At 42.2% G+C, this 21,224-nt stretch carries 16 protein-coding genes and 1 pseudogene; 9 read left to right on the forward strand and 8 right to left on the reverse strand.

Translation table 11 applies throughout. The features are described from left to right. Entirely contained in the window at window positions 1–1,866 is a 1,866-nt protein-coding gene (locus tag CAPGI0001_RS02830; RefSeq protein WP_002666708.1) for an ABC-F family ATP-binding cassette domain-containing protein, read from the forward strand. 9 nt (window positions 1,867–1,875) lie between these two features. Here CAPGI0001_RS02830 and CAPGI0001_RS02835 read toward each other — a convergent pair whose 3' ends face one another. Beyond that, entirely contained in the window at window positions 1,876–2,301 is a 426-nt protein-coding gene (locus tag CAPGI0001_RS02835; protein ID WP_040359472.1) for a hypothetical protein, read from the reverse strand. Window positions 2,302–2,572: 271 nt separating this feature from the next. On the opposite strand from CAPGI0001_RS02835, the gene CAPGI0001_RS02840 reads away from it, so the two are divergent. The 7 genes and pseudogenes from CAPGI0001_RS02840 to CAPGI0001_RS02870 all read left to right on the forward strand — a co-directional run bounded on the left by CAPGI0001_RS02840 (window position 2,573) and on the right by CAPGI0001_RS02870 (window position 12,027). Further along, window positions 2,573–4,159, forward strand: a complete 1,587-nt coding sequence (locus CAPGI0001_RS02840) for an L-lactate permease (RefSeq protein WP_002666500.1) — start codon at window positions 2,573–2,575, stop codon at window positions 4,157–4,159. A gap of 186 nt (window positions 4,160–4,345) precedes the next feature. Continuing rightward, on the forward strand, window positions 4,346–6,151 hold the full coding sequence (gene typA, locus CAPGI0001_RS02845; protein WP_002666502.1) for a translational GTPase TypA: 1,806 nt from the start codon (window positions 4,346–4,348) through the stop codon (window positions 6,149–6,151). A gap of 79 nt (window positions 6,152–6,230) precedes the next feature. Next, entirely contained in the window at window positions 6,231–8,027 is a 1,797-nt protein-coding gene (locus tag CAPGI0001_RS02850; protein ID WP_002666828.1) for a chloride channel protein, read from the forward strand. Between the two features lie 14 nt (window positions 8,028–8,041). Then, window positions 8,042–8,806: an acyl-[acyl-carrier-protein] thioesterase gene (locus CAPGI0001_RS02855; RefSeq protein WP_002666775.1), complete on the forward strand. Its 765-nt coding sequence runs from the start codon at window positions 8,042–8,044 to the stop codon at window positions 8,804–8,806. A gap of 55 nt (window positions 8,807–8,861) precedes the next feature. After that, a pseudogene (locus tag CAPGI0001_RS02860) lies at window positions 8,862–9,189 on the forward strand (four helix bundle protein). A gap of 156 nt (window positions 9,190–9,345) precedes the next feature. Then, on the forward strand, window positions 9,346–11,205 hold the full coding sequence (mnmG, locus tag CAPGI0001_RS02865; protein ID WP_002666561.1) for a tRNA uridine-5-carboxymethylaminomethyl(34) synthesis enzyme MnmG: 1,860 nt from the start codon (window positions 9,346–9,348) through the stop codon (window positions 11,203–11,205). Between the two features lie 165 nt (window positions 11,206–11,370). Beyond that, window positions 11,371–12,027: a YceI family protein gene (locus tag CAPGI0001_RS02870; RefSeq protein WP_002666864.1), complete on the forward strand. Its 657-nt coding sequence runs from the start codon at window positions 11,371–11,373 to the stop codon at window positions 12,025–12,027. Window positions 12,028–12,093: 66 nt separating this feature from the next. Here the strand turns inward: CAPGI0001_RS02870 and CAPGI0001_RS02875 are convergent, their stop codons facing one another. The 7 genes from CAPGI0001_RS02875 to tig form a co-directional block, all read right to left on the reverse strand. Continuing rightward, window positions 12,094–12,576, reverse strand: a complete 483-nt coding sequence (locus CAPGI0001_RS02875) for a hypothetical protein (RefSeq protein WP_040359476.1) — start codon at window positions 12,574–12,576, stop codon at window positions 12,094–12,096. A 308-nt stretch (window positions 12,577–12,884) separates the two neighbouring features. After that, entirely contained in the window at window positions 12,885–13,406 is a 522-nt protein-coding gene (locus tag CAPGI0001_RS02880; protein WP_248601290.1) for a hypothetical protein, read from the reverse strand. Window positions 13,407–13,612: 206 nt separating this feature from the next. Further along, the gene (gene asnS / locus CAPGI0001_RS02885) at window positions 13,613–15,037 is read right to left on the reverse strand and encodes an asparagine--tRNA ligase (RefSeq protein ID WP_002666848.1); all 1,425 of its coding nucleotides are present in this window, start codon (window positions 15,035–15,037) and stop codon (window positions 13,613–13,615) included. A gap of 183 nt (window positions 15,038–15,220) precedes the next feature. Then, window positions 15,221–16,072, reverse strand: coding sequence for a glycerophosphodiester phosphodiesterase family protein (locus tag CAPGI0001_RS02890; protein ID WP_002666836.1), 852 nt, complete (start codon window positions 16,070–16,072; stop codon window positions 15,221–15,223). Window positions 16,073–16,150: 78 nt separating this feature from the next. Further along, entirely contained in the window at window positions 16,151–17,398 is a 1,248-nt protein-coding gene (gene clpX / locus CAPGI0001_RS02895) for an ATP-dependent Clp protease ATP-binding subunit ClpX (protein ID WP_002666688.1), read from the reverse strand. 23 nt (window positions 17,399–17,421) lie between these two features. Then, window positions 17,422–18,081, reverse strand: a complete 660-nt coding sequence (clpP, locus tag CAPGI0001_RS02900; protein WP_002666517.1) for an ATP-dependent Clp endopeptidase proteolytic subunit ClpP — start codon at window positions 18,079–18,081, stop codon at window positions 17,422–17,424. A gap of 10 nt (window positions 18,082–18,091) precedes the next feature. After that, complete coding sequence (gene tig / locus CAPGI0001_RS02905) at window positions 18,092–19,423, reverse strand: trigger factor (protein ID WP_002666904.1); 1,332 nt, start codon at window positions 19,421–19,423, stop codon at window positions 18,092–18,094. A gap of 514 nt (window positions 19,424–19,937) precedes the next feature. Between tig and CAPGI0001_RS02910 the strand changes: the two genes are divergently transcribed. Continuing rightward, window positions 19,938–21,221 (forward strand): citrate synthase, encoded by a 1,284-nt coding sequence (locus CAPGI0001_RS02910; RefSeq protein ID WP_002666657.1) that lies wholly within the window; start codon window positions 19,938–19,940, stop codon window positions 21,219–21,221. Window positions 21,222–21,224 lie beyond the last annotated feature (3 nt).

Consider the following 21,224-nt stretch of genomic DNA (forward strand, 5'->3'; position numbering starts at 1 on the left):
TTGAATTATTTATCTGTAGAAAACATATCCAAGGCCTATGGGGAGCGAGTGCTCTTCGAAAATGTGTCTTTCGGTATCAACAAAGACCAAAAAATAGCCCTCATCGCTAAGAATGGTGCGGGTAAGAGCTCGCTCCTAAAAATCCTTATTGGTCAGGACACGCCCGATACAGGGCAGGTAGTCTCTCGCAAGGGACTGAAAATAGCCTTTCTCTCTCAGGAACCTGCGCTGCCAGAAGAGTTGACTATTGAGGACTATATCTTCCAAGAGGAAAATCCTATACTCAAGGTCATTCAGCAGTACGAACATGCCTTGGAACACCCTGAAGACGAAGTAGCCTACCAAAAAGCTTTTGAAGCTATGGAGCGGCACGAGGCTTGGGATTTTGAAACCCAATACAAGCAAATCCTCTTTCAGCTGAAACTCACTAACCTACACTTGCCTATCAAGCACCTCTCTGGAGGGCAACGCAAAAGGCTCGCCCTTGCTAATGTGCTCATTAGCAAGCCCGACCTTATCTTCCTTGACGAGCCTACCAACCACCTTGACCTTGAGATGATTGAGTGGTTGGAGAATTTCTTTGCCAAGGAAAAGATGACCCTCTTCATGGTAACCCACGACCGCTACTTTTTAGAGAGGGTGTGTAATGAAATTTTAGAATTGGACGAAGGTACCCTCTATAGTTACAAAGGGAACTATACTTATTTCTTGGAAAAAAAACAGCAGCGCCTTGATCAGGAACAAGCCTCTCAAGAAAAAGCAAAGAACCTATATGTACGTGAGTTAGACTGGATACGTCGCCAGCCTAAGGCACGTACCACCAAGAGCAAATCGCGTATTGATGACTTTGCCCTGATCAAGGAACAAGCCCAAAAGCGCCGTCGCGAACATGTGGTAGAGCTGGAAATCGCTATGCAACGCCTAGGGAGCAAGATTATTGAACTGCACAATGTGGTGAAGAAATTTCCTGAGAAAACGATCCTTGACCGCTTCTCCTATGTATTCAAGCGTGGGGAAAGGGTAGGAATTATTGGTAAGAATGGTACGGGCAAGAGTACCTTCCTAAACTTACTTACTGGGAAAATCGCCCCTGATGCCGGTAAGATTATCATAGGAGAAACTGTACAGTTTGGCTATTATACCCAACAAGGAATTGAGATCAACCCACAGGAAAAGGTAATAGATGTGATCAAGAAATATGGCGAATATATCCCTTTGCTCAAGGGGCGTACCCTTTCGGCAGCACAACTATTGGAACGCTTTCTCTTTGATCGCAAGAAACAATATGACTATGTAGAGAAACTCAGTGGGGGTGAGCGCAAGCGTCTCTACCTCTGTACTGTCCTGATTCAGAATCCGAACTTCCTGATTCTGGATGAGCCTACCAATGACCTTGATATCGTTACGCTCAATGTCTTAGAAGAGTTCCTTTTGGATTATGAGGGTTGCTTGGTGATTGTCTCCCATGATCGTTATTTCATGGATAAGATTGTAGATCACCTCTTTGTTTTCAAAGGAGAGGGTGAGGTACAGGACTTTCCTGGCAACTATTCTGATTATTTCACCTATGAACAGTCTTCTGTCAGGGAAACTCCAAAAGAGGAAAAAGCCCCTGCCACGAAGAACTCATGGCGCGGGGCTAATAGTACTCTTTCTCAAAATGAGCAACGTGAATTGTCTCGCTTGGAGAAGGAAATTGCTCAGTTAGAAGCTCAGAAGGCAACCATTGAAGCACATTTTACTCAAGAGGCACTCTCCAGCGAAGAACTACAGGAACAATCCCAAGCTCTCAGTGAAGTATTAACTCTCTTGGAGGAAAAAAGTGATCGCTGGTTGGAACTCTCTATCAAAAGTGAAGAGGGATAGTATACCTTCTTAGTTGGCAGGTTGTGTAAACTCTACTTGTACTCCTGTTTTGGCAAGTTTTTGTTGAGCTCTGCTAATTTCTTTTTCGAGCTTTTGAACTTTCTTGTTACTGTTAGCCAAGTCTTTGTTTACTTTCTGAGCTTTCTTTAGATCACGTTGTGCCTTCTTTGCCTTAGCTGCAGAAGCAGAAGCAGATTCTGCATCGGAGAAAGCAGAGGCGCTACTATTAGCAAGACTATTAATGCTTTCTGCCTCTTGTTTTAATTTCTCATTGGTAGCTTGTTCTTTTACAAGTTGCATTTGCAAGTCATTGATCTTGCTCTGAAGTGATAAGGCTTTTTGTTCGTTCTCTAAGCGTTTCATTTCTGGAGATTTACCTCCACCGCAAGCTCCTAAGAATAGAGCTGTTACGGCCAATACTACTAATTTCTTCATAAAAAATAGATATTTATTTTGGCGCAAAAGTAAGAATTGTCCCTGAGAACAAGTCACAAACATATGTTAAATATTGAGAAAATATCAAGGATTAGGGAATCCGAGGAACAAAAAATCGACATAAACTCTTTAGCACTTCATTTCTTTATCTTTTAATACTTAAATAAAAGTTAAAGAAAGCGATTTATATGTATGAAAAGTTATATATTTGCGGCGTTAAAAAGGGCTTTTCTAAAGTTTTTTGATATAAAAACCTACTAATACTTTTCTCATGGATCTTTTCTTAAGTATTTTCCCTATTGTGCTACTGATTTACCTGATGGTAAAGCGCAATGCTTTTCCTTCATATGTAGCACTTCCTTTGATTGCAGGAATTGTCTACATATTGCAATTATTCTATTTCAAAAACGAATTTATATTGCTCAATGCCAACGTTGTCTCAGCGATTATTTCAGTATTCACCCCTATTTCTGTAATTTTCGGAGCAGTCTTCTTCAATCGTATGATGGAAACCTCTGGAGCTATGAATACCCTAAGAAGCTGGCTGGGCAATATCAGTGAGAACCCAGTAGCACAGCTGATGATCATAGGTTGGGCTTTTGCTTTTATGCTGGAGGGAGCCAGTGGGTTTGGTACTCCTGTAGCCATTGCAGCACCTATCTTAGTAGGTATTGGCTTCAAACCAATGCAAGTGGTGATGCTCGCTTTGGTAATGAACTCCGTACCGGTCTCCTTTGGGGCGGTAGGTACTCCTACTTGGTATGGCTTCAAGACACTCTTAGACAGTGGTACTATAGGTGGGGAGGATGTCTCTTCCATTGGGAAATATTCTGCTCTTATCCATTTTGTAGCTGCCTTTGTTATTCCTATACTTGCGCTACGATTCATTGTTTCTTGGAAAGAAATCAAGCAAAATATTCTCTTTATTCTTCTTAGTGTGCTCTCTTGCACCGTCCCTTACTTACTTATCGCCCAGTTCAACTATGAGTTCCCTTCCTTGGTAGGAGGAGCTATAGGTCTATTTGTATCCGTACTATTGGCAGGCAAGGGAATCGGACTGGCTAAAACAGAGCAGAAAAAAGAAAAACAGCCCATTGCAGCTAAGACACTTATCAAAGCTTTTACCCCTACCCTATTACTTATTATTATCTTGGTACTTACCCGTGTACAACAATTGCCATTCAAAGCGATGCTTAACGATTCCTCCGAATGGCTGGAGTTCTCCTTGGGAGAATTGGGAATCTTCAAGGTATCTAAGGGGCTCATATTTTCAGTAGAAAATATTTTCAAGACAGGTGTAGGTGATAGCTATAAGTTACTCTATACCCCTTCTCTTATTCCTTTTGTAGTTACAGTAGTTATTTCCTTCTTTATCTTTGCTCTCTCTTGGAATAAGTGTAAGGATATCTACCTCAAGAGTGCTTTCCAGGTACAAAAACCTTTCTTGGCCTTAGTAGGAGCTATGATCATGGTCAAGCTTATGATGGTAGGGGATGATTATTCCATGACCCAAACCATAGGGAAGGGACTGGCCGATGCTACTCAACAGCATTGGGTCTCCTTTGCTTCGTTCTTAGGCGCTTTAGGAGCTTTCTTCTCTGGTTCCAATACTATTTCCAATGTTACCTTTGGGGCAGTTCAATATTCTGTAGCTACTGCCACGGGGCTTTCAGTACCGCTTATCTTAGCCCTGCAATCGGTAGGGGGGGCTATGGGGAACATGGTGTGTATCAACAATATCATTGCAGGCTGCTCCGTATTAGGCATCGATAATGCCGAGGGTACTATCCTGAAAAAAACAGTAATTCCTATGCTTGTCTATGGTCTTATTGCTGCTATAGTAGCCTTCTTCCTATAATTGGCTAATTAACATATTGGCTAATGCATTTGCCAATGTATCAGATTTTGTGGATACATTGGCAAATTATTTTTTAGCTTATAAGGCTTCTAAGAGCCTCTATTGACCCTTCACGTTAAATAACTAAAAACTAATCGCTAAAAACTAAAAACTTTTTCGTACTTTTGCCCCCTAAAAATATTTTATATGACAGCTATCAGAAACATAGCCATTATTGCCCACGTAGACCATGGAAAAACAACCTTAGTAGATAAAATCTTACACCACTGCGCACTCTTTCGTGACAACCAAGAGACAGGTGATCTCATCTTGGACAACAACGATTTGGAACGCGAACGCGGAATTACAATTCTCTCTAAGAATGTTTCGGTGAACTATAAGGGAACCAAAATCAATATTATAGACACTCCTGGCCACGCAGACTTCGGAGGAGAAGTAGAGCGTGTACTGAATATGGCCGATGGAGTACTCCTATTGGTAGATGCCTTTGAGGGGCCTATGCCTCAGACCCGCTTTGTCTTGCAGAAAGCCATTGAGATGAAGCTTAAACCCATTGTGGTTATCAACAAGGTGGATAAGGAAAACTGTACCCCAGAGGAGGTGCATGAAGCGGTATTTGACCTTATGTTCGAACTGGGTGCGGAGGATTGGCAGCTGGACTTCCCTACTGTATATGGTTCAGCCAAGCAGAACTGGATGTCCGAGGACTGGCGCAAACCCACCACATCTATAGAACCTCTTTTGGATATGGTTGTGGAGCATATTCCTGCTCCTGTGATTGAAGAAGGTAGCCTACAGATGCTTATTACTTCTTTGGACTATTCTACCTTTACTGGGCGTATTGCTATTGGGCGTCTACACCGTGGCACCCTTCAGGCAGGTATGAATATCTCACTTGTAAAACGCGATGGGACAATTGTTAAGTCCAAAATACGTGAACTACATACCTTCGATGGCTTAGGCCGTAAGAAAGTGGAAGAAGTACAAGCGGGTGACATCTGTGCCATTGCTGGCTTGGAAGGTTTTGACATAGGTGATACTATTGCCGATTACGAAAACCCTGAAGCCCTTCCGACCATCGCTATTGATGAGCCTACTATGAGTATGCTCTTCACCATCAATGACTCTCCTTTCTTTGGAAAAGATGGAAAGTTCGTTACTTCCCGCCATATCAAGGAACGTTTGGAACGCGAATTGGAGAAGAACCTCGCTCTACGGGTGGAAGCCACTGGCAGTGCGGACAAGTTTATTGTATATGGTCGTGGGGTGCTTCACCTCTCGGTGCTTATCGAAACCATGCGTCGTGAAGGCTATGAACTACAGATAGGACAACCTCAGGTAATTATCAAGGAAATAGATGGCGTAAAGTGTGAACCTGTAGAAGAACTTACCATAGACCTCCCTGAAAATGTAAGTGGTAAAGCCGTGGATTTCGTTACTCTTCGCAAGGGGGAAATGCTCAGTATGGAACCTAAGGGCGAGCGTATGGTTATCAAGTTCCTAATCCCTTCTCGTGGTATTATCGGATTGAGAAACCAATTGCTTACTGCCACCGCAGGAGAGGCTATCATACACCACCGTTTCTTAGAGTTTCAACCTTTCAAAGGGGAAATAGCAGGTCGTATCAATGGATCTCTTATCTCTATGGAACAGGGTACCGCTATTCCTTACTCTTTGGACAAGCTTCAGGACAGAGGGCGTTTCTTCATCTTCCCTGGAGAAGATATCTATACAGGTCAGGTGATTGGCGAAAATTCTCGCAGTGGGGATATCGTAGTGAATGTGACTAAAACTAAGAAACTCACCAATGTACGTGCTGCTGGGTCTGATGAGAAAGTGAAACTCGCTCCTCCTATCAAGTTCTCTCTCGAAGAGGCACTTGAATATATTCAAAAAGACGAATATGTAGAGGTAACTCCTAAGAATATGCGCTTGAGAAAAATATATTTGGACGAAAACGAACGCAAACGACACGAAAAAGAGTTCAAATAGTGGTTAGTGGTTAGTACCGATAACTCACAATTGACTAGTGAGATAACTTAAAATTCAGAACTTAGAGTTCAAAACTATAATGAGAACGACTGCGCGTTGGTATATAAAATTCCTACAGTGGAAAACACAATACCTCACTCATAGGCAGTTTATACTGCTACTTTGTGGGTTAGTTGGAGTCGCTACGGGCTTTGCAGCACTGGCGATGCGCTCCCTTACACACTTTATTGAGGAGGTTTTGGTAGGCAATATCATCCGCTATATCAACTATGGTTTTTATGTGATTTTCCCTGCGGTTGGTTTCTTATTGGTCTACTGGGTCAAGAAGTATATCATCCGCAAGGAGGTCAGCCATGGGATTCCCTCTATTCTATATGCAGTGGCCAAGCAAAAGGGTATCATGAAGCGCTTTCAGGCTTATGGTAGCATACTTACAGCTCCTATTACCATTGGCTTTGGGGGATCTGTAGGATTGGAGGGACCTATGGTAGTTACAGGTGCTGGAATTAGCTCACAGGTAGCTCGCCTGTTCCACATCAACCAATCTGATAGGATGCTGCTCTTGGCCTGTGCCTGTGCTGCGGCTTTGGCTGCCATCTTTAAGGTACCTCTGGCTGGAATTCTTTTTGCTATAGAGGTTTTTGGTTTAGACCTTACCCTTTCCTCTCTGTTACCACTCTTTGTAGCCTCACTCTCGGGAGTACTCACCTCTTATATTTTCTTTGGCAATGCTGCCTTATTACCGATCTATGTAGGGGATAGTTTCCTGATGCACAACATTCCTTTTTACCTTCTCTTGGGGGTCGTAGGAGGCTTTATGTCAGCCTACTTTACCTTTGTATATGAGGGGGTCAATCGGTTTTTCTCTAAGTTCTCTTCCGCTTATCTGCGTATTGTTATCGGAGGAGCTATCTTAGGGCTTTTGGTCTTTGTCATGCCACCACTCTATGGAGAAGGGCATGAGGTGATTAACCATCTGAAGGCAGGGCATCCTGAGCTCTCGATTAGTTCCAATATTTTTGGATGGAACTTGGAAAATCCTTGGGTCGTTATCCTTCTCTTAGGAGGCTTAGTGCTATTTAAGGTCGTAGCCACCTCAGTCACTTTTGGTGCAGGTGGCGTGGGAGGTATTTTCTCCCCTATGCTCTTCATGGGGGGAGTGATGGGCAATTGTTTTGCTCGTATCATCAACCAGATAGATATACTCCCTTACAAGCTACCTTTGGCCAATTTTACCTTGATTGGAATGACAGCTCTCATGACAGGGGTGCTCCATGCTCCCCTTACGGCTATTTTCCTTATTGCAGAGGTCACTGGCGGCTACTCTCTCTTTGTCCCTGCCATGGTAACCGCTGTAGTTTCCTTTTCTATAGCTAAGTATTTTAACAAATATTCTATCTATACTATGGAGCTGGGACGCAAAGGAGAATTGGTCAATCAGGACAAAGATCAGGCTATCCTGACTCTCATGGATATGGAGAGTGTCATAGAGACTAATTTTGTCCCTGTATACACGGACATGACGCTCAAGGGGGTCGTATATGAAGCCGTTCGAGAGTCTTCTCGTAATATTTTCCCTGTTCTGGATAGGGAAAAAGGCAGTTTAGAAGGAGTTATCCTTTTAGATGATATTCGCCACCTGATCTTTGAAAAGGAGCTGTATGACAAAGTATCTGTCCTTGAGATGATGCAACCCCCTCCGGCTCTGATCCAGATGGGACAAGATACAATGAACCAAGTCATGGACAAATTCCAAAATACCGCCGCTTGGAACCTTCCTGTGGTCAAGAATGGGAAATACATTGGCTTTATCTCCAAGTCCAAGCTCCTAACGGTATACAGAAGAAAACTGATTTACTTTAGTAACAACAAATAAAACTCAAAACTACTATGTTATCTATATTTACAGAAACCTATAAGGTACGTAGCACACAAGTGAATTTGAATAACCAATTAGGTCTCTATGGCGTATTGGGTATGTTGCAGGATATAGCAGCAGAGCATGCCGCCTCTTTAGGATTTGGCTATAAGGACTTGGTTCGAAAGGGTTTCTTCTGGGCGCTGATCCAGCAAAAACTCAAGATGTATGAGTGGCCTCAGTGGAACGAGCGGGTAACCATTCATACTTGGTCTCTACCTGTTCAGGGGGTACATGCCTTCCGCCAGTTCGAGCTCTATGTAGGTGATCGCAAGATAGGAGAAAGCTCTTCTACTTGGATTACCATGGATATCGCCTCTCGCCACCCTATCGATATGACCAATAGTCAAGAGATGTTTCACCCTCGCCTCGATGGTGGGATTGCCATGCAGACCGAACGTGTACTACTCCCCGAGGAGATGATTCATATATGTGACTTCAAGGTGAGAATCAGTGACTTGGATGTGAACTCCCATGTCAATAATGTGAAATATACTCAATGGGCTCTGGATATGATGCGTGAGAAAGATCATCGTGAGTGGGTGATTCAGGAATATGATATCAATTTTCTTTCTGAGACCTTTCTGGGAGATACCATGCAGGGCTACAAGAGCCATGGTCACTACCTTAATCCTGAAAAAACACTTGTAGAGACCTTCCTCTGCGCCCAAAAAGAAGGAGGTACTAAGCCTGCCTTTATTGCCAAGTGGAAAGCAAAATCAATTGTTAATTGTTAATTGTCAATTGTTAATAGCTAAAAGAATGTAAGAAAATATACTAAAGGGAAAGAGCATGGCGCTTGCTGTGAGAATGGTCAATCTTTATAAGTATTTGACAGAAGAAAAAAGGAATATGTACTTTCTAAGCAAGTCTTACGCAGTGGCACCTCTGTTGGGGCTATGGTATATGAATCAGAGCATTCTGAAAGCACCTCAGATTTTATCCATAAGCTTGCTATTGCTCAAAAAGAAATAAATGAAACCTTATATTGGTTAGAACTTCTATCAAGAACAGACTATATTACTCCAAAAGAGTATATAGCATAAAAACAGATGCAGCAGAAGTAATTAAGTTGCTTACTAGTATTCTTAAAACAACAAAAATAATTATCATTTGTTAGTTGCCAATTATGCAAGGGAATCGTATAATTTCTCTGTTTAGTTTGATGTAATAGACAACTAATGATTAATAATTGTGGCATTACAAATGTTTTAAAAATCAGGCATGCGTATCACAAAACTAACAATTGATAATTAACAATTGATAATTAAAAGAGATGTACGACGTTATAGTAGTCGGTGCGGGGCATGCAGGCTGTGAAGCTGCTGCCGCTGCCGCCAATACAGGGGCAAAGACCCTTCTTATCACCATGCAACTACAGAACATGGCACAAATGTCCTGCAACCCCGCTGTAGGGGGAATTGCTAAGGGACAGATTGTTCGCGAGATAGATGCATTGGGGGGCTATATGGGCATTATCACAGACCAAACGGCCATTCAGTTCAAGATGCTCAACAAGTCCAAAGGACCTGCCATGTGGAGCCCACGTGCCCAAAGTGATCGCATGCGATTCTCGGAGGCTTGGCGCCTACAACTGGAGAGGCTGCCCAACCTTGATTTCTTCCAAGAAATGGTCACTGAGGTACTCATAGAGGGTGGCAAGGCTACAGGTGTGAAGACCTCTCTTGGTAGTGAAATACGTGCCAAGAGTGTAGTGCTTACCAATGGCACTTTTCTCAATGGAATTATTCACATTGGCCTGAAACAACTCGGAGGCGGACGCGCTGGAGAAAAAGCTGCCAAGGGCATTACTGAATGTCTTGTAGCTCATGGTTTTGAAGCAGGACGCATGAAAACAGGAACTCCCCCCCGTGTAGATGGGCGTTCCTTGGATTATTCGAAGATGACCCCACAGCCTGGAGATGAAAACCCTGAAAAATTCTCCTACCTACCACTGACCCAGCCTCTTACCCATCAGTTGGATTGTTATATGACCTATACCAGTGAGGAGGTACATGATATCTTACGGACTGGCTTTGACCGCTCTCCGATGTTCACCGGAATTATCCATGGTGTGGGGCCGCGCTATTGTCCTTCCATAGAGGATAAGATCAACCGCTTTGCCGATAAGGATCGTCACCAGATTTTTGTAGAACCTGAAGGGTGGCACACAGTGGAAATGTATGTCAATGGTTTTTCGACCTCTCTCCCAGAAGAGGTGCAATATACCGCCCTGCGCAAGGTAGCAGGTTTCGAGCAGGTGAAGTTCCTTCGCCCAGGCTATGCTATAGAATATGACTACTTCCCTCCTACCCAGCTCAAGGCTACCTTGGAGACAAAAATCATAGAAAATCTTTTCTTTGCAGGACAGATCAATGGTACCACAGGCTATGAAGAAGCTGGTGCTCAGGGACTCATCGCAGGGATCAATGCTTCGCGTAAAGTACAGGAGCAATCACCCTTTGTCCTTAAGCGCAACGAGGCTTATATAGGAGTCCTTATCGATGACCTAATCACCAAGGGCACTGAAGAGCCTTATCGTATGTTCACCTCTCGAGCCGAATATCGTACCCTCCTTAGACAGGACAATGCCGATATGCGCCTTACCCCTATGGGATATGCCTTAGGATTGGCCAGTGAGGAACGTATGCGACTATTAGAGGAAAAACAGACGAAAACAGCTGCTTTTGTACAGTTCTTTAAGGAAACAAGCATCACTCCTGAAGAGGCAAATCCTCTCCTTGAGAAGTATGATTCCTCCCCTATGAAACAGGGAGATAAGATGGCCAAAGTACTCGCCCGCCCCAATATTACTGTGGAGGACTTCATGGAGTTGCCCCAAGTAAAAGCATTTGCCCATGCTCAGCAGCTGAGCAAGGAAGTCCTTGAGAGTACAGAGATAGAGATCAAGTATGCCGGTTATATAGAGAAGGAGAAGAACAATGCCGATAAGCTCAACCGCTTGGAGGATATCCGTATCCCTGAGAGCTTCAACTATGACAAGCTCACCTCTCTTTCCTTCGAGTCGCGAGAAAAACTCAAGAAAATACGCCCAACTACTCTTTCTCAAGCTTCTCGTATCAGTGGGGTCTCCCCTGCCGATATCAGCATCCTATTGGTATATATGGGAAGATAGGTTTTAGAAGCAAAAGTTCAGCTGTGATAAAGGCCTACTCTAAGTAGAGTATATGAGTCCTTTTGCCTATACAAGAATGCAATTAACAAATATATAATTGTTTTTGACATTTTGTTAAAAAAATAAAGGGTATTTTTGCCCTTTGAATTTAAACAAAAATTTTTCATGAAGAAAATGGTATTATCCGCAGCAGTAGTCCTTGCTCTTATTGTAGCAAGTTGCGGGAACAATGGTACTACTAACAACCAAGAACAAACCACAGAAACCCCTGTAGAGACAGCTCCTGTAACAGCCAGTGGTACTTATACTGCTGAACCTACTTCTGTTATCGAATGGAAAGGAAGCAAACCCACAGGTAGCCATACAGGTACTATCGCACTACAAAATGGAACCTTTACTGTAGACAATGGTAAAGTAAGCGGAAATTTTGTGATAGATATGAATTCTATTACCGTTACTGACATCAAGGAAGACGAAGGAAAGCTCGACCTCGAAGCTCACCTAAAAGGAACTGGAAAAGAAGAAGGAGCTGACCATTTCTTCAATGTAAAAACCTACCCTACAGGAAGCTTTAAGCTTACTGGCTTCGATGGGACTAACGTAACTGGAGATCTTACTCTAAAAGGAAAAACAAAAACTATTTCCTTCCCTGCTACCCTTACTATCACCGATAGCGAAGTAACCCTCGAAAGCCAACCTTTCAATATCAACCGTGTAGACTATGGCGTAAACTATGCTTCTAAGTCTGTTTTTGGCGATTTAAAGGACAAATTCATCAATGACGAAATAGAACTCGTTGTGAAAGTAAAAGCTAAAAAATAAGCTTATTTTTACATGATAAAAAGGGTAATAAAAACGCTTTGTTTTTATTACCCTTTTTCTTTTCCCTTACTTAAGGAATCGATTGTGCCAGCTATCGATCATGGGAGTTTCCCAGACTTGTTCGTATTCGTAGAGATTAGTAACCAAGTTGTTGAAAACAATGGTGTTACCATCTACCTTTTTGTGCTGTACGAGCTTCTTGAAATCTGTAAGGGGCACATAATAGATTTTGTCCTCATGGCGGTAGCTCACATTCATTTTGTCCAAAAGGAGCAAGTTATACTTCTGCTCTAAAGCCTGTATAAAGTGCGCCAGCTCATCCAAGGAACATCCTCCAATATGCTGATTGTCATCGGCAGCAATGACGATAAACTGGTGGTAGCGCAGCTCAAAAGCACTCCTTACCAAGGTGCCATGAGAAGCCCATTTGGAGAGATATGCAGTGAGATCTGCTGTAATCTGTGCCTCCTCTTCCCCCGTCAGAAGTCGATTACTGGGGTATATCCATACCCGTGCCGTTTGTGGCAAGGAATCCATGCTAACTAACATCTTTCTAAGTATTTCTAAGTTTCTTTTGTGCAAAGATACGGCTTTTTTTGAGATTAAAGAGCTTATATATCAAGTATTTTACTTAGGTACAATCAATAGACTTTTATAGGTACTTTCAGATATCCCTTGATCACCAAGGAATCGCCCTCCTGAGGGAAAATGTAGGGGATTCTTATCGTCTCCATTAAATAATTCGACAATTCTACATCGTAATTCCTCTTAGCTCTAATCATATAGGTTGCAGCATTCTTTCCCTCTACATGATCGGTATCCTCTTCATTGATACTTACGAAAAAGTCTTCTGTCTGTCAGCCAAATACAAAAACTTGAAAGGTCAGATAGGTTTTCTTATCCTGACTTTTATAAGTATCCATTGTATACTCCTCTCCTAATATGGCGATTTTTCCATATTTAGGTCTGGGAGTTACCTTAGGTGGAGACTTTAGATTGGCCTTAATCACCAAGGAATCTCTTTTACGGGGAATGATATTAGGAATTTTCAATATTCCCGTAACAAATGCAGAAGCTCCCACTTCATAGGTTTGTCTATGATTTACCAAAAAAGTAACACTCTCTTTTTTCTTTATCCAAAAAGAATCTCCATTAATATATGCTATATAAAGTTCCTTTTCATGAATACTATCTACAAATACCTGAAGCGTTAGATATTCCTTATTTCGAGTATAACTCTTATATTTCTCTATTGTATAATTCTTACCTAACACGCCTAATATTTGTTTCTTAACCGCTATTTTTTTGTTTGTTTGCGCATTTCCTATCGTAATATACAACAGACTAATAACAACTATTATGAGCTCTATTCTTTTCATCTCCTGATACTTCAAATAACCCTTTCTTACTAATATATTTTAGCTTTATAACGATTGAAAATATTATTTACAAACTGCGAAATAAATATTTTTTGATGGCCGTAAATATAGTGTTCAATTTTTATTTGTTCCTCTATGAACCTCGTCAAAAAACCACCTCCCTTTAGGGAGATGGTTTTGTGAATAATTATAACCAATTAAAAACATTAAAACTCTGCACTCTGTGGGGTACGTGGATAAGGGATCACATCGCGGATATTAGTCATACCCGTAGTGAAGAGCACCAAGCGCTCAAAGCCCAGACCAAAACCACTATGTACGGCTGTACCGAACTTACGTAGCTCTAAGTACCACCAGAGGGTCTGCTCATCCATACCTAAGTCAGCTATTTTCTGCTTGAGTACCTCATAGCGCTCCTCACGCTGAGAGCCCCCTACAATCTCTCCAATGCCAGGGAAAAGAATATCCATAGCGCGAACCGTCTTTCCATCCTCGTTCAGGCGCATATAGAAGGCCTTGATCTTGGCAGGATAGTCATAGAGAATCACAGGACAGCCAAAATGCTTTTCTACCAAGTAGCGCTCGTGTTCGCTCTGGAGATCTACTCCCCACTCATCTATAAGATATTGGAATTTCTTCTTTTTGTTGTGGTTGCAGTTCTTGAGAATTTCCACCGCTTCGGTATAGCTTACTCGCTTGAAATCGTTGTGAATGACAAACTCTAACTTTTCGATAAGAGACATCTCACTACGCTCCTGCTGTGGCTTGGTCTTCTCTTCTTCTAAGAAACGCTGGTTAAGAAATTCAATATCCTCACGACGCACCTCCAAAGTATATTTGAGTACATTCTTGATGAAATCCTCAGCCAAGTTCATATTGTCTATCAGGTCATAGAAAGCCATTTCAGGCTCTATCATCCAGAACTCAGCCAAGTGTCGGGAAGTATTGGAATTTTCCGCACGGAAGGTAGGACCAAAGGTATATATTTTGCCCAATGACATTGCAAAGGTCTCTCCTTCGAGCTGTCCAGATACAGTTAAGTTTGTCTCACGACCGAAGAAATCTTTCTTATAATCTACCTCTCCTGTCTCGGTAAGGGGCGGATTCTTTGCATCGAGAGTAGTGACACGGAACATCTCCCCTGCTCCTTCTGCATCGCTTCCGGTGATAATAGGGGTATTGACATAGAAGAAACCTTTTTCTTGGAAATACTTATGTATAGCATAGGCTAAGGTAGAGCGTACGCGCATGATAGCTCCAAAGGCATTGGTACGCACTCTTAGGTGTGCCTGTTCGCGAAGGAACTCCAAGGAGTGTTTTTTAGGTTGGATAGGGTACTCATCAGGATTACAGTCTCCCAAGATGGTCACCTCAGTGGCTTGTACTTCTATTGATTGACCTTTTCCTTGGCTTTCTACTACTTTCCCTTTAACCTCAATAGCCGCACCAGTGGTGATACGCTTGAGAGTCTCCTCGGGAGTGTGTTCGAAATCCACCACCACTTGTAGGTTGGACAAAGTAGAACCATCATTAAGGGCTATAAAGCGATTGCTGCGAAAAGTACGTACCCATCCTCTGAGGGTAACTTCTCCTATGTTTGTCTTTTCTTGTAATAATTCTTTGATACTCATCTTTTTCAGGTAATAGGTAAAGTTGCGTAAGCGAATATGTGAATAATAAATAATAGTTCCTATTATTTATTATAATATCCAAATGCAAAGATAGTGAAAAAAATAGATTTTTTTGTTTTCTCAGAAAGAAACTTTTGAGAAAACATTATACCTTACTGATATATAATCTTTTAGACTTGTCTTTTAGAATCGAGGCGCAAAAGGACGGTCTGTGGAGAAGACTTGTATACCTTTCTCTGCCCATTGATTATAGAGCTGGTCGCCTTTGGCTGCTGCTCGCTTGTCCAAGTTACCCAAAGTTCCCAAAATAGCGGGAATACGTTGCTCATTGAGGGTCTTATATAGGCTGTCTTCTGCTAAGTGTACTCCTGTGAAGGCAAGGAGTTTTTCCTTAGGAATCCCAGTCTCAAGGATACGGTCTAATTCGGCTTGGTTACGTATGGTCACTGAAATAAGCATCTCTGGAGCTACCTTGTGGAGTGCTTTGGCTTGTTCTACATTGTAGCTAATGAGTACTACTTGTGCTTCCATCTGTTCAGCTCGAACCAATTCGGCTACCTTTTGGTAAGAAATTCCCTTTTTGAAGTCCAGCATCAGGTAAGCACCATGCTGCTTGCTCCAGCTCAGTACATCCTTGAGCATAGGGATAGGGAAAGTGGTTTCTTGTCCAAAATCGTCCTTGAGTCGTACCTTGAGCAGCTCTTGAGTACTCATCTGTGATACGATACCACTTCCGGTGGCGGTACGCCCGAGCTTGTCATCATGCATGAGGAAGAGGTCGCCATCGGTACTTTCAAAGATATCTATCTCAAAGCTATGAATCCCTTTTTTAGAAAGGTGCTGAATGGTCTGTAAGCAATTCTCTGGATAGCCTTTGATTCCCTTTCCTGCACGGTGGGCGGAGATAATGGGTTTCTGCGCATAATATATGGCATTGGTGATTTCCTTCTGGGGAACTATCTGCCCTGAAGAGGAAGCATTTTTACAAGAGACTCCTGCGATAAGGAGTAGGAATAATACAATAATTTTTTTCATCTTTTTATACTATTGATTGGTAAGAGAATAGGACTTCGGTAATCCTACCAAAGTCCTATATTTTTTGTTTTACTTGATCTATGCAGTAAGCAGGTGTTGGGTAAATCCCGATTTGGTGAGTTTCTCCTGTGCATAAGCACGAGTAACAACCAATGATTTTTCCTCTGTTCCTGGTAGTTGGAACATCGCATCGGTAAGGATACTTTCACAGAGAGAACGCAATCCGCGGGCACCGAGCTTGTACTCCAAAGCTTTTTCTACGATGAAGTTCAGAGCTTCTTCCTCAAAAGAAAGAGCAATATCATCCATACCAAAAAGCTTGATATACTGCTTTATAATTGCATTCTTAGGTTCGGTAAGAATCATTCTAAGAGTGGATTCATCCAATGGATTCATATAGGTGAGCACAGGCAATCGTCCGATGATTTCAGGAATCAATCCAAAATCCTTCAAGTCCTTATGAGTGACATACTGTAGAAGGTTTTTGTCATCCACACGAGTCTCCTTGGAAGTATTATAGCCCACCGCTTGGCGGTTCATACGCTTAGCGATAATCTGCTCAATACCATCGAAAGCACCTCCTGCGATAAAGAGGATATGTTCGGTATTGACCTCTATATATTTCTGATCAGGGTGCTTACGACCTCCCTTAGGGGGAACATTTACGATAGAACCTTCTAAGAGCTTCAGTAGGGCATGCTGTACCCCTTCTCCTGAGACATCGCGAGTAATGGAAGGATTGTCTCCCTTACGAGCGATTTTGTCGATCTCGTCGATAAAGACAATACCTCGTTCAGCTCTATCCACATCATAGTCAGCTGCCTGTAACAAGCGGGTAAGGATACTTTCTACGTCCTCTCCTACATAGCCTGCTTCAGTGAATACAGTAGCATCTACGATGGCCAAAGGTACATTGAGCATTTGGGCAATAGTACGTGCCATAAGGGTCTTCCCTGTTCCGGTCTGTCCTACCATCACGATATTACTCTTTTGGATCTCTACTTCATGCTCATCTCTTTCCTGTAGCAATCGCTTATAGTGATTGTATACAGCCACAGAAAGCACTTTTTTGGTGGCCTCCTGACCGATAACATATTGATCTAAAAAGCTTTTGATTTCAGTAGGTTTCTTCAGCAGTAGATCCTTGTTCATGGCCATAATGGCTTTCTTCTTGTTGTTCTCAATCTCAGAACGCCAGATACTACCTGCCTGCTCTATACAATAGTTACAGATATATACATTGCTCTCTACCCCGCTGGAGACCAAGAACACGTCCTTGCCCGAGTGTCTCCCGCAGAAAGAACATACTTCAGTTGTTGTACTCATAGTATTCGAATTAATAAGGGTTATTAGTTACGGGTAAGTACCTCGTCAATCATACCGAAGTCTTTAGCTTCGCTGGCTATCATCCAGTAGTCACGGTCACCGGTTTGGATCACCTCTGCCAAGGACTTACCTGAATGATGAGCTATGATTTGAGCCAATTCTTCTTTGATCTTGAGGATCTCACGAGCAGTGATTTCTATATCACTGGCTTGTCCCTGAGCGCCTCCCAAGGGCTGGTGAATCATCACACGGGAATGAGGAAGCGCCGAACGCTTCCCTTTGGCTCCAGCACAGAGCAGTACTGCTGCCATAGAAGCGGCCATCCCTGTACAGATGGTAGCCACCTCTGGCTTGATGAACTGCATAGTGTCATAGATTCCTAAGCCTGAATATACCTCTCCTCCTGGAGAGTTGATGTATATCTGAATGTCTTTGCTCGCATCCAAACTTTCCAAAAAGAGCAACTGCGCTTGTATAATATTGGCCACATGGGAGTTGACATCTGTCCCCAAGAAGATGATTCTATCCATCATCAAGCGGGAGAACACATCCATCTGGGTTACATTCAGTTGCCTTTCCTCCATGATATAGGGAGTCATACTACTGATGATCTTGTCATAGTAAGTACTGGAAACCCCACGATGTTGGGTAGCATATTTTTTAAATTCTTCTGAATAGTTCATTTTTTTCTAATTAATGTTGGTGTTGGTGAGAGTAGAATTTTTCTATAAAAGCATCTACATCTATTTCAATCTTATTGAGATTGGCCTTTTCCTTATAGAACTGAATAAGTTTACCTCCGGTAAGTTCTCTGTGGATACGATTAAGTTCCTGCTCATTCTTAAGGGTGTTGTTCACAAAAGTATCTATCTGAGCTTGTTCTACATCAGTAAGCCCATAACGAGCTATCTGAGCACGAATAGCCTTCTCTGCGAATTCACGAATCTCAGGATAGGTCACCTGTAGGTTATTTTCCTGAATTATCTTACCTTCTATAAGCTGATAGCGCAAGCCTTTTTCTGAATTTTTATAATCCTCTGCGGCTTGTTCTTCAGTGATAGGATTTTCGCTAGTTGCTTGAATCCATCTTATTAGGAATTCCTTAGGTAGGTCAAAGGAGGTTTTCTCTATAAGCATTTCTGTAGCATCGTCCAATAGGCGTGTATCGCTATTGACAGTGAACTCCTCGCGGATACCTTCTTCTACTTTCTTACGGAAATCCTCTTCGGTAGTGATATTTTCATTTGGATATAGCTGAGCAAAGAAAGCTTCGTCCATAGTAGCCAAAACCACCTCTTGAATACTTTCTATAGTGAAAGTAACTTCGATATCCAAAGAGTGAACCACTTCATGAGGTACTCCCAAGGCCTGCATCAGTACATGTGGATCCTTGAAAAGTTCTTTGGTAGAGAAGGAAAGCTGATCTCCTACAGCTTTGTCTTTGATTACTTCAAAAGCTTTGTCTGTAAGTGCTTCTGCAAGGAAGCTATATTCCTTATCTATATTCTGAGCCTCATTGAAGAAGATCCCACTGATCTGACTATTTTTAGCTACTTTTTCGGTAGGAACGAGGGAACCAAAGCGAGTGCGTAGGTGTTCTATCTGAGTATCCACCTCTTTGTCTGTTACTTTGATTTGATAATAATCAATAGGGGTAGAAAGATCGATGGAGAATTGTGGTGCAAGACCTATTTCGAAGACGAAAGTATGGTGATCACTATCCCAATCCACCTCAGGGGCATTCTCTTTAGGGATCGGTTGTCCTAATAGCTCCAATTTTTCATCACTTACGAACTTGTTCAAAGAATCACTAATGAGCTTATTTACCTCATCTACTTGAATAGCTCTCCCATATTGTTTCTTAATCATTCCCATAGGGATATGTCCCTTGCGGAATCCTGGGATAGAAGCATTTTTGCGGTAGGAGTTCAGAGCTTCATCTACTTTTTTCTGGTAATCAGATTTGTCAATCTCTAAGGTAATCACGGCATTGAGCGCGTCTATTTGTTCCTTGCTAATATTCATTAGGGTTGATTTTAATTCATGAAAAATTCAGTTGGCAAAAGTACTACAAATTATTGGTTGTACAAAATTTTTTGACAAAAATTTATTCGATAGCAAGGGTAAATGAATCTTTTGTTAGTACTTATACCATATCAGGTCGTTTAATGGGTAATTGTTGTTGAAACGTTCGCAATAGTCTCTCCTTATACTATATTGGGGACAAAAAGGAATCATCAAGGTCTTTTTGCATCCGCTCGGTGCAGAAATGAATTTTCCTAAGGGTAGAAAAATAGTCCCTCTTACAATATTATTTAAGGCTTCTTTCCGAAATCCCTCCTTTGCAGGCTATCACTCTTAATCAGCTTCCCTAAAATCCAAAAATACAACTTATTGATTACAAATATAATACATACTACTTGGAAATAAAAATTTTTAATAAGTCTATCATAAGAAATCAAATAATGTTAAAAAAATACGAATTTATCTCGTATTTCAGAAAAAATTCTTACTTTTGTAGGAGTAAAAATTTATTCTTATGGAGAATGTAGCAAAACTTATTTTCGAAGGGAAAGAATATGACTTTCCCATTGTGGTAGGCACTGAAGGGGAGAAAGCGATGAACATTGAAAAGTTACGCGCCCTAACTGGTCTAATTACTTTAGACTCTGGCTACAAGAATACAGGTTCTTGTAAGAGTGCCATTACTTTCCTCGACGGGGAAAAAGGGATTCTACGCTATCGTGGGTACAATATCGAGGATCTCGCAGCCAAGGCGGAGTTCCTGGAGGTAGCTTATCTGCTTATCTTCGGAGAACTTCCTACTGTGGAGCAGTACGATGATTTCAAGCGTACTATCCACAAGTATACTTTAGTTCATGAAGAAATGCGCCAAATTCTCAATGGTTTCCCTAAGGCAGCACACCCTATGGGGGTACTCTCTGCAGCTACCAGCGCTCTTACAGCCTTCAATCCTATTCCAGTAAATGTGAAGTGTGAAAAGGATGTATACCAAGCGGTATGTAAGGCTATTGCCAAGGTGACTATCATTGCCACTTGGGTATACCGTAGGCGTGAAGGACTCCCTCTAAATTATTACAACAATGAGTTGGGCTATATAGAGAATCTGTTCCAGTTATTCTTCTCCATCCCTACAGAAAAGTACCATATCAATCCTATAGTGGTAGCTGCTATGAATAAGCTTCTTATCCTGCATGGGGATCACGAACAGAACTGTTCTACTTCTACTGTACGCTTGGTAGGTTCTTCCGAAGCGGGTCTTTTCGCCAGTATCTCCTCTGGAGTTTCTGCCCTCTGGGGTCGCTTGCATGGTGGGGCGAATCAGGCAGTTATCGAAATGTTGGAAGAGATTCATGCCGATGGGGGCGATGTGGACAAGTTCATCCGCAAGGCAAAAGACAAAGACGATCCTTTCCGCCTTATGGGCTTCGGACACCGTGTATACAAGAACTTCGACCCTCGTGCCACTATTATCAAAGCCGCTGCCGATGATGTGCTCAATGCCTTAGGTATCAATGAGCCTATCTTTGCCATCGCTAAACACTTAGAGAAAGTAGCTTTAGAAGATGAGTATTTCAAAGCTCGCAACCTATACCCCAATGTGGATTTCTATTCTGGTATCATCTACAAGGCTTTGGGTATGCAGTTGGAAATGTTCACTGTACTCTTTGCTATCGGCCGCTTGCCCGGCTGGATCGCACAATGGAAGGAAATGCGCCAAGGTGGAGAACCTATTGGTCGCCCTCGCCAGGTCTATGTAGGAGCTACACAAAGACCTTTTGTACCATTAGAAAAACGATAAGCT

This window comes from Capnocytophaga gingivalis ATCC 33624, from assembly GCF_000174755.1.
Classification (GTDB): Bacteria; Bacteroidota; Bacteroidia; order Flavobacteriales; family Flavobacteriaceae; genus Capnocytophaga; species Capnocytophaga gingivalis.

Bases quoted from the DNA above. Each gene is read 5' to 3' on its own strand.
- CAPGI0001_RS02850 (WP_002666828.1), top strand. From the start codon at position 6,231: ATGAGAACGACTGCGCGTTGGTATATAAAATTCCTACAGTGGAAAACA.
- asnS (WP_002666848.1), bottom strand. From the start codon at position 15,037: ATGAGTATCAAAGAATTATTACAAGAAAAGACAAACATAGGAGAAGTT.
- tig (WP_002666904.1), bottom strand. From the start codon at position 19,423: ATGAATATTAGCAAGGAACAAATAGACGCGCTCAATGCCGTGATTACC.
- CAPGI0001_RS02870 (WP_002666864.1), top strand. From the start codon at position 11,371: ATGAAGAAAATGGTATTATCCGCAGCAGTAGTCCTTGCTCTTATTGTA.
- CAPGI0001_RS02880 (WP_248601290.1), bottom strand. From the start codon at position 13,406: ATGAAAAGAATAGAGCTCATAATAGTTGTTATTAGTCTGTTGTATATT.
- CAPGI0001_RS02890 (WP_002666836.1), bottom strand. From the start codon at position 16,072: ATGAAAAAAATTATTGTATTATTCCTACTCCTTATCGCAGGAGTCTCT.
- clpX (WP_002666688.1), bottom strand. From the start codon at position 17,398: ATGAGTACAACAACTGAAGTATGTTCTTTCTGCGGGAGACACTCGGGC.
- CAPGI0001_RS02835 (WP_040359472.1), bottom strand. From the start codon at position 2,301: ATGAAGAAATTAGTAGTATTGGCCGTAACAGCTCTATTCTTAGGAGCT.
- CAPGI0001_RS02855 (WP_002666775.1), top strand. From the start codon at position 8,042: ATGTTATCTATATTTACAGAAACCTATAAGGTACGTAGCACACAAGTG.
- clpP (WP_002666517.1), bottom strand. From the start codon at position 18,081: ATGAACTATTCAGAAGAATTTAAAAAATATGCTACCCAACATCGTGGG.
- mnmG (WP_002666561.1), top strand. From the start codon at position 9,346: ATGTACGACGTTATAGTAGTCGGTGCGGGGCATGCAGGCTGTGAAGCT.
- CAPGI0001_RS02875 (WP_040359476.1), bottom strand. From the start codon at position 12,576: ATGTTAGTTAGCATGGATTCCTTGCCACAAACGGCACGGGTATGGATA.
- CAPGI0001_RS02910 (WP_002666657.1), top strand. From the start codon at position 19,938: ATGGAGAATGTAGCAAAACTTATTTTCGAAGGGAAAGAATATGACTTT.
- CAPGI0001_RS02840 (WP_002666500.1), top strand. From the start codon at position 2,573: ATGGATCTTTTCTTAAGTATTTTCCCTATTGTGCTACTGATTTACCTG.
- typA (WP_002666502.1), top strand. From the start codon at position 4,346: ATGACAGCTATCAGAAACATAGCCATTATTGCCCACGTAGACCATGGA.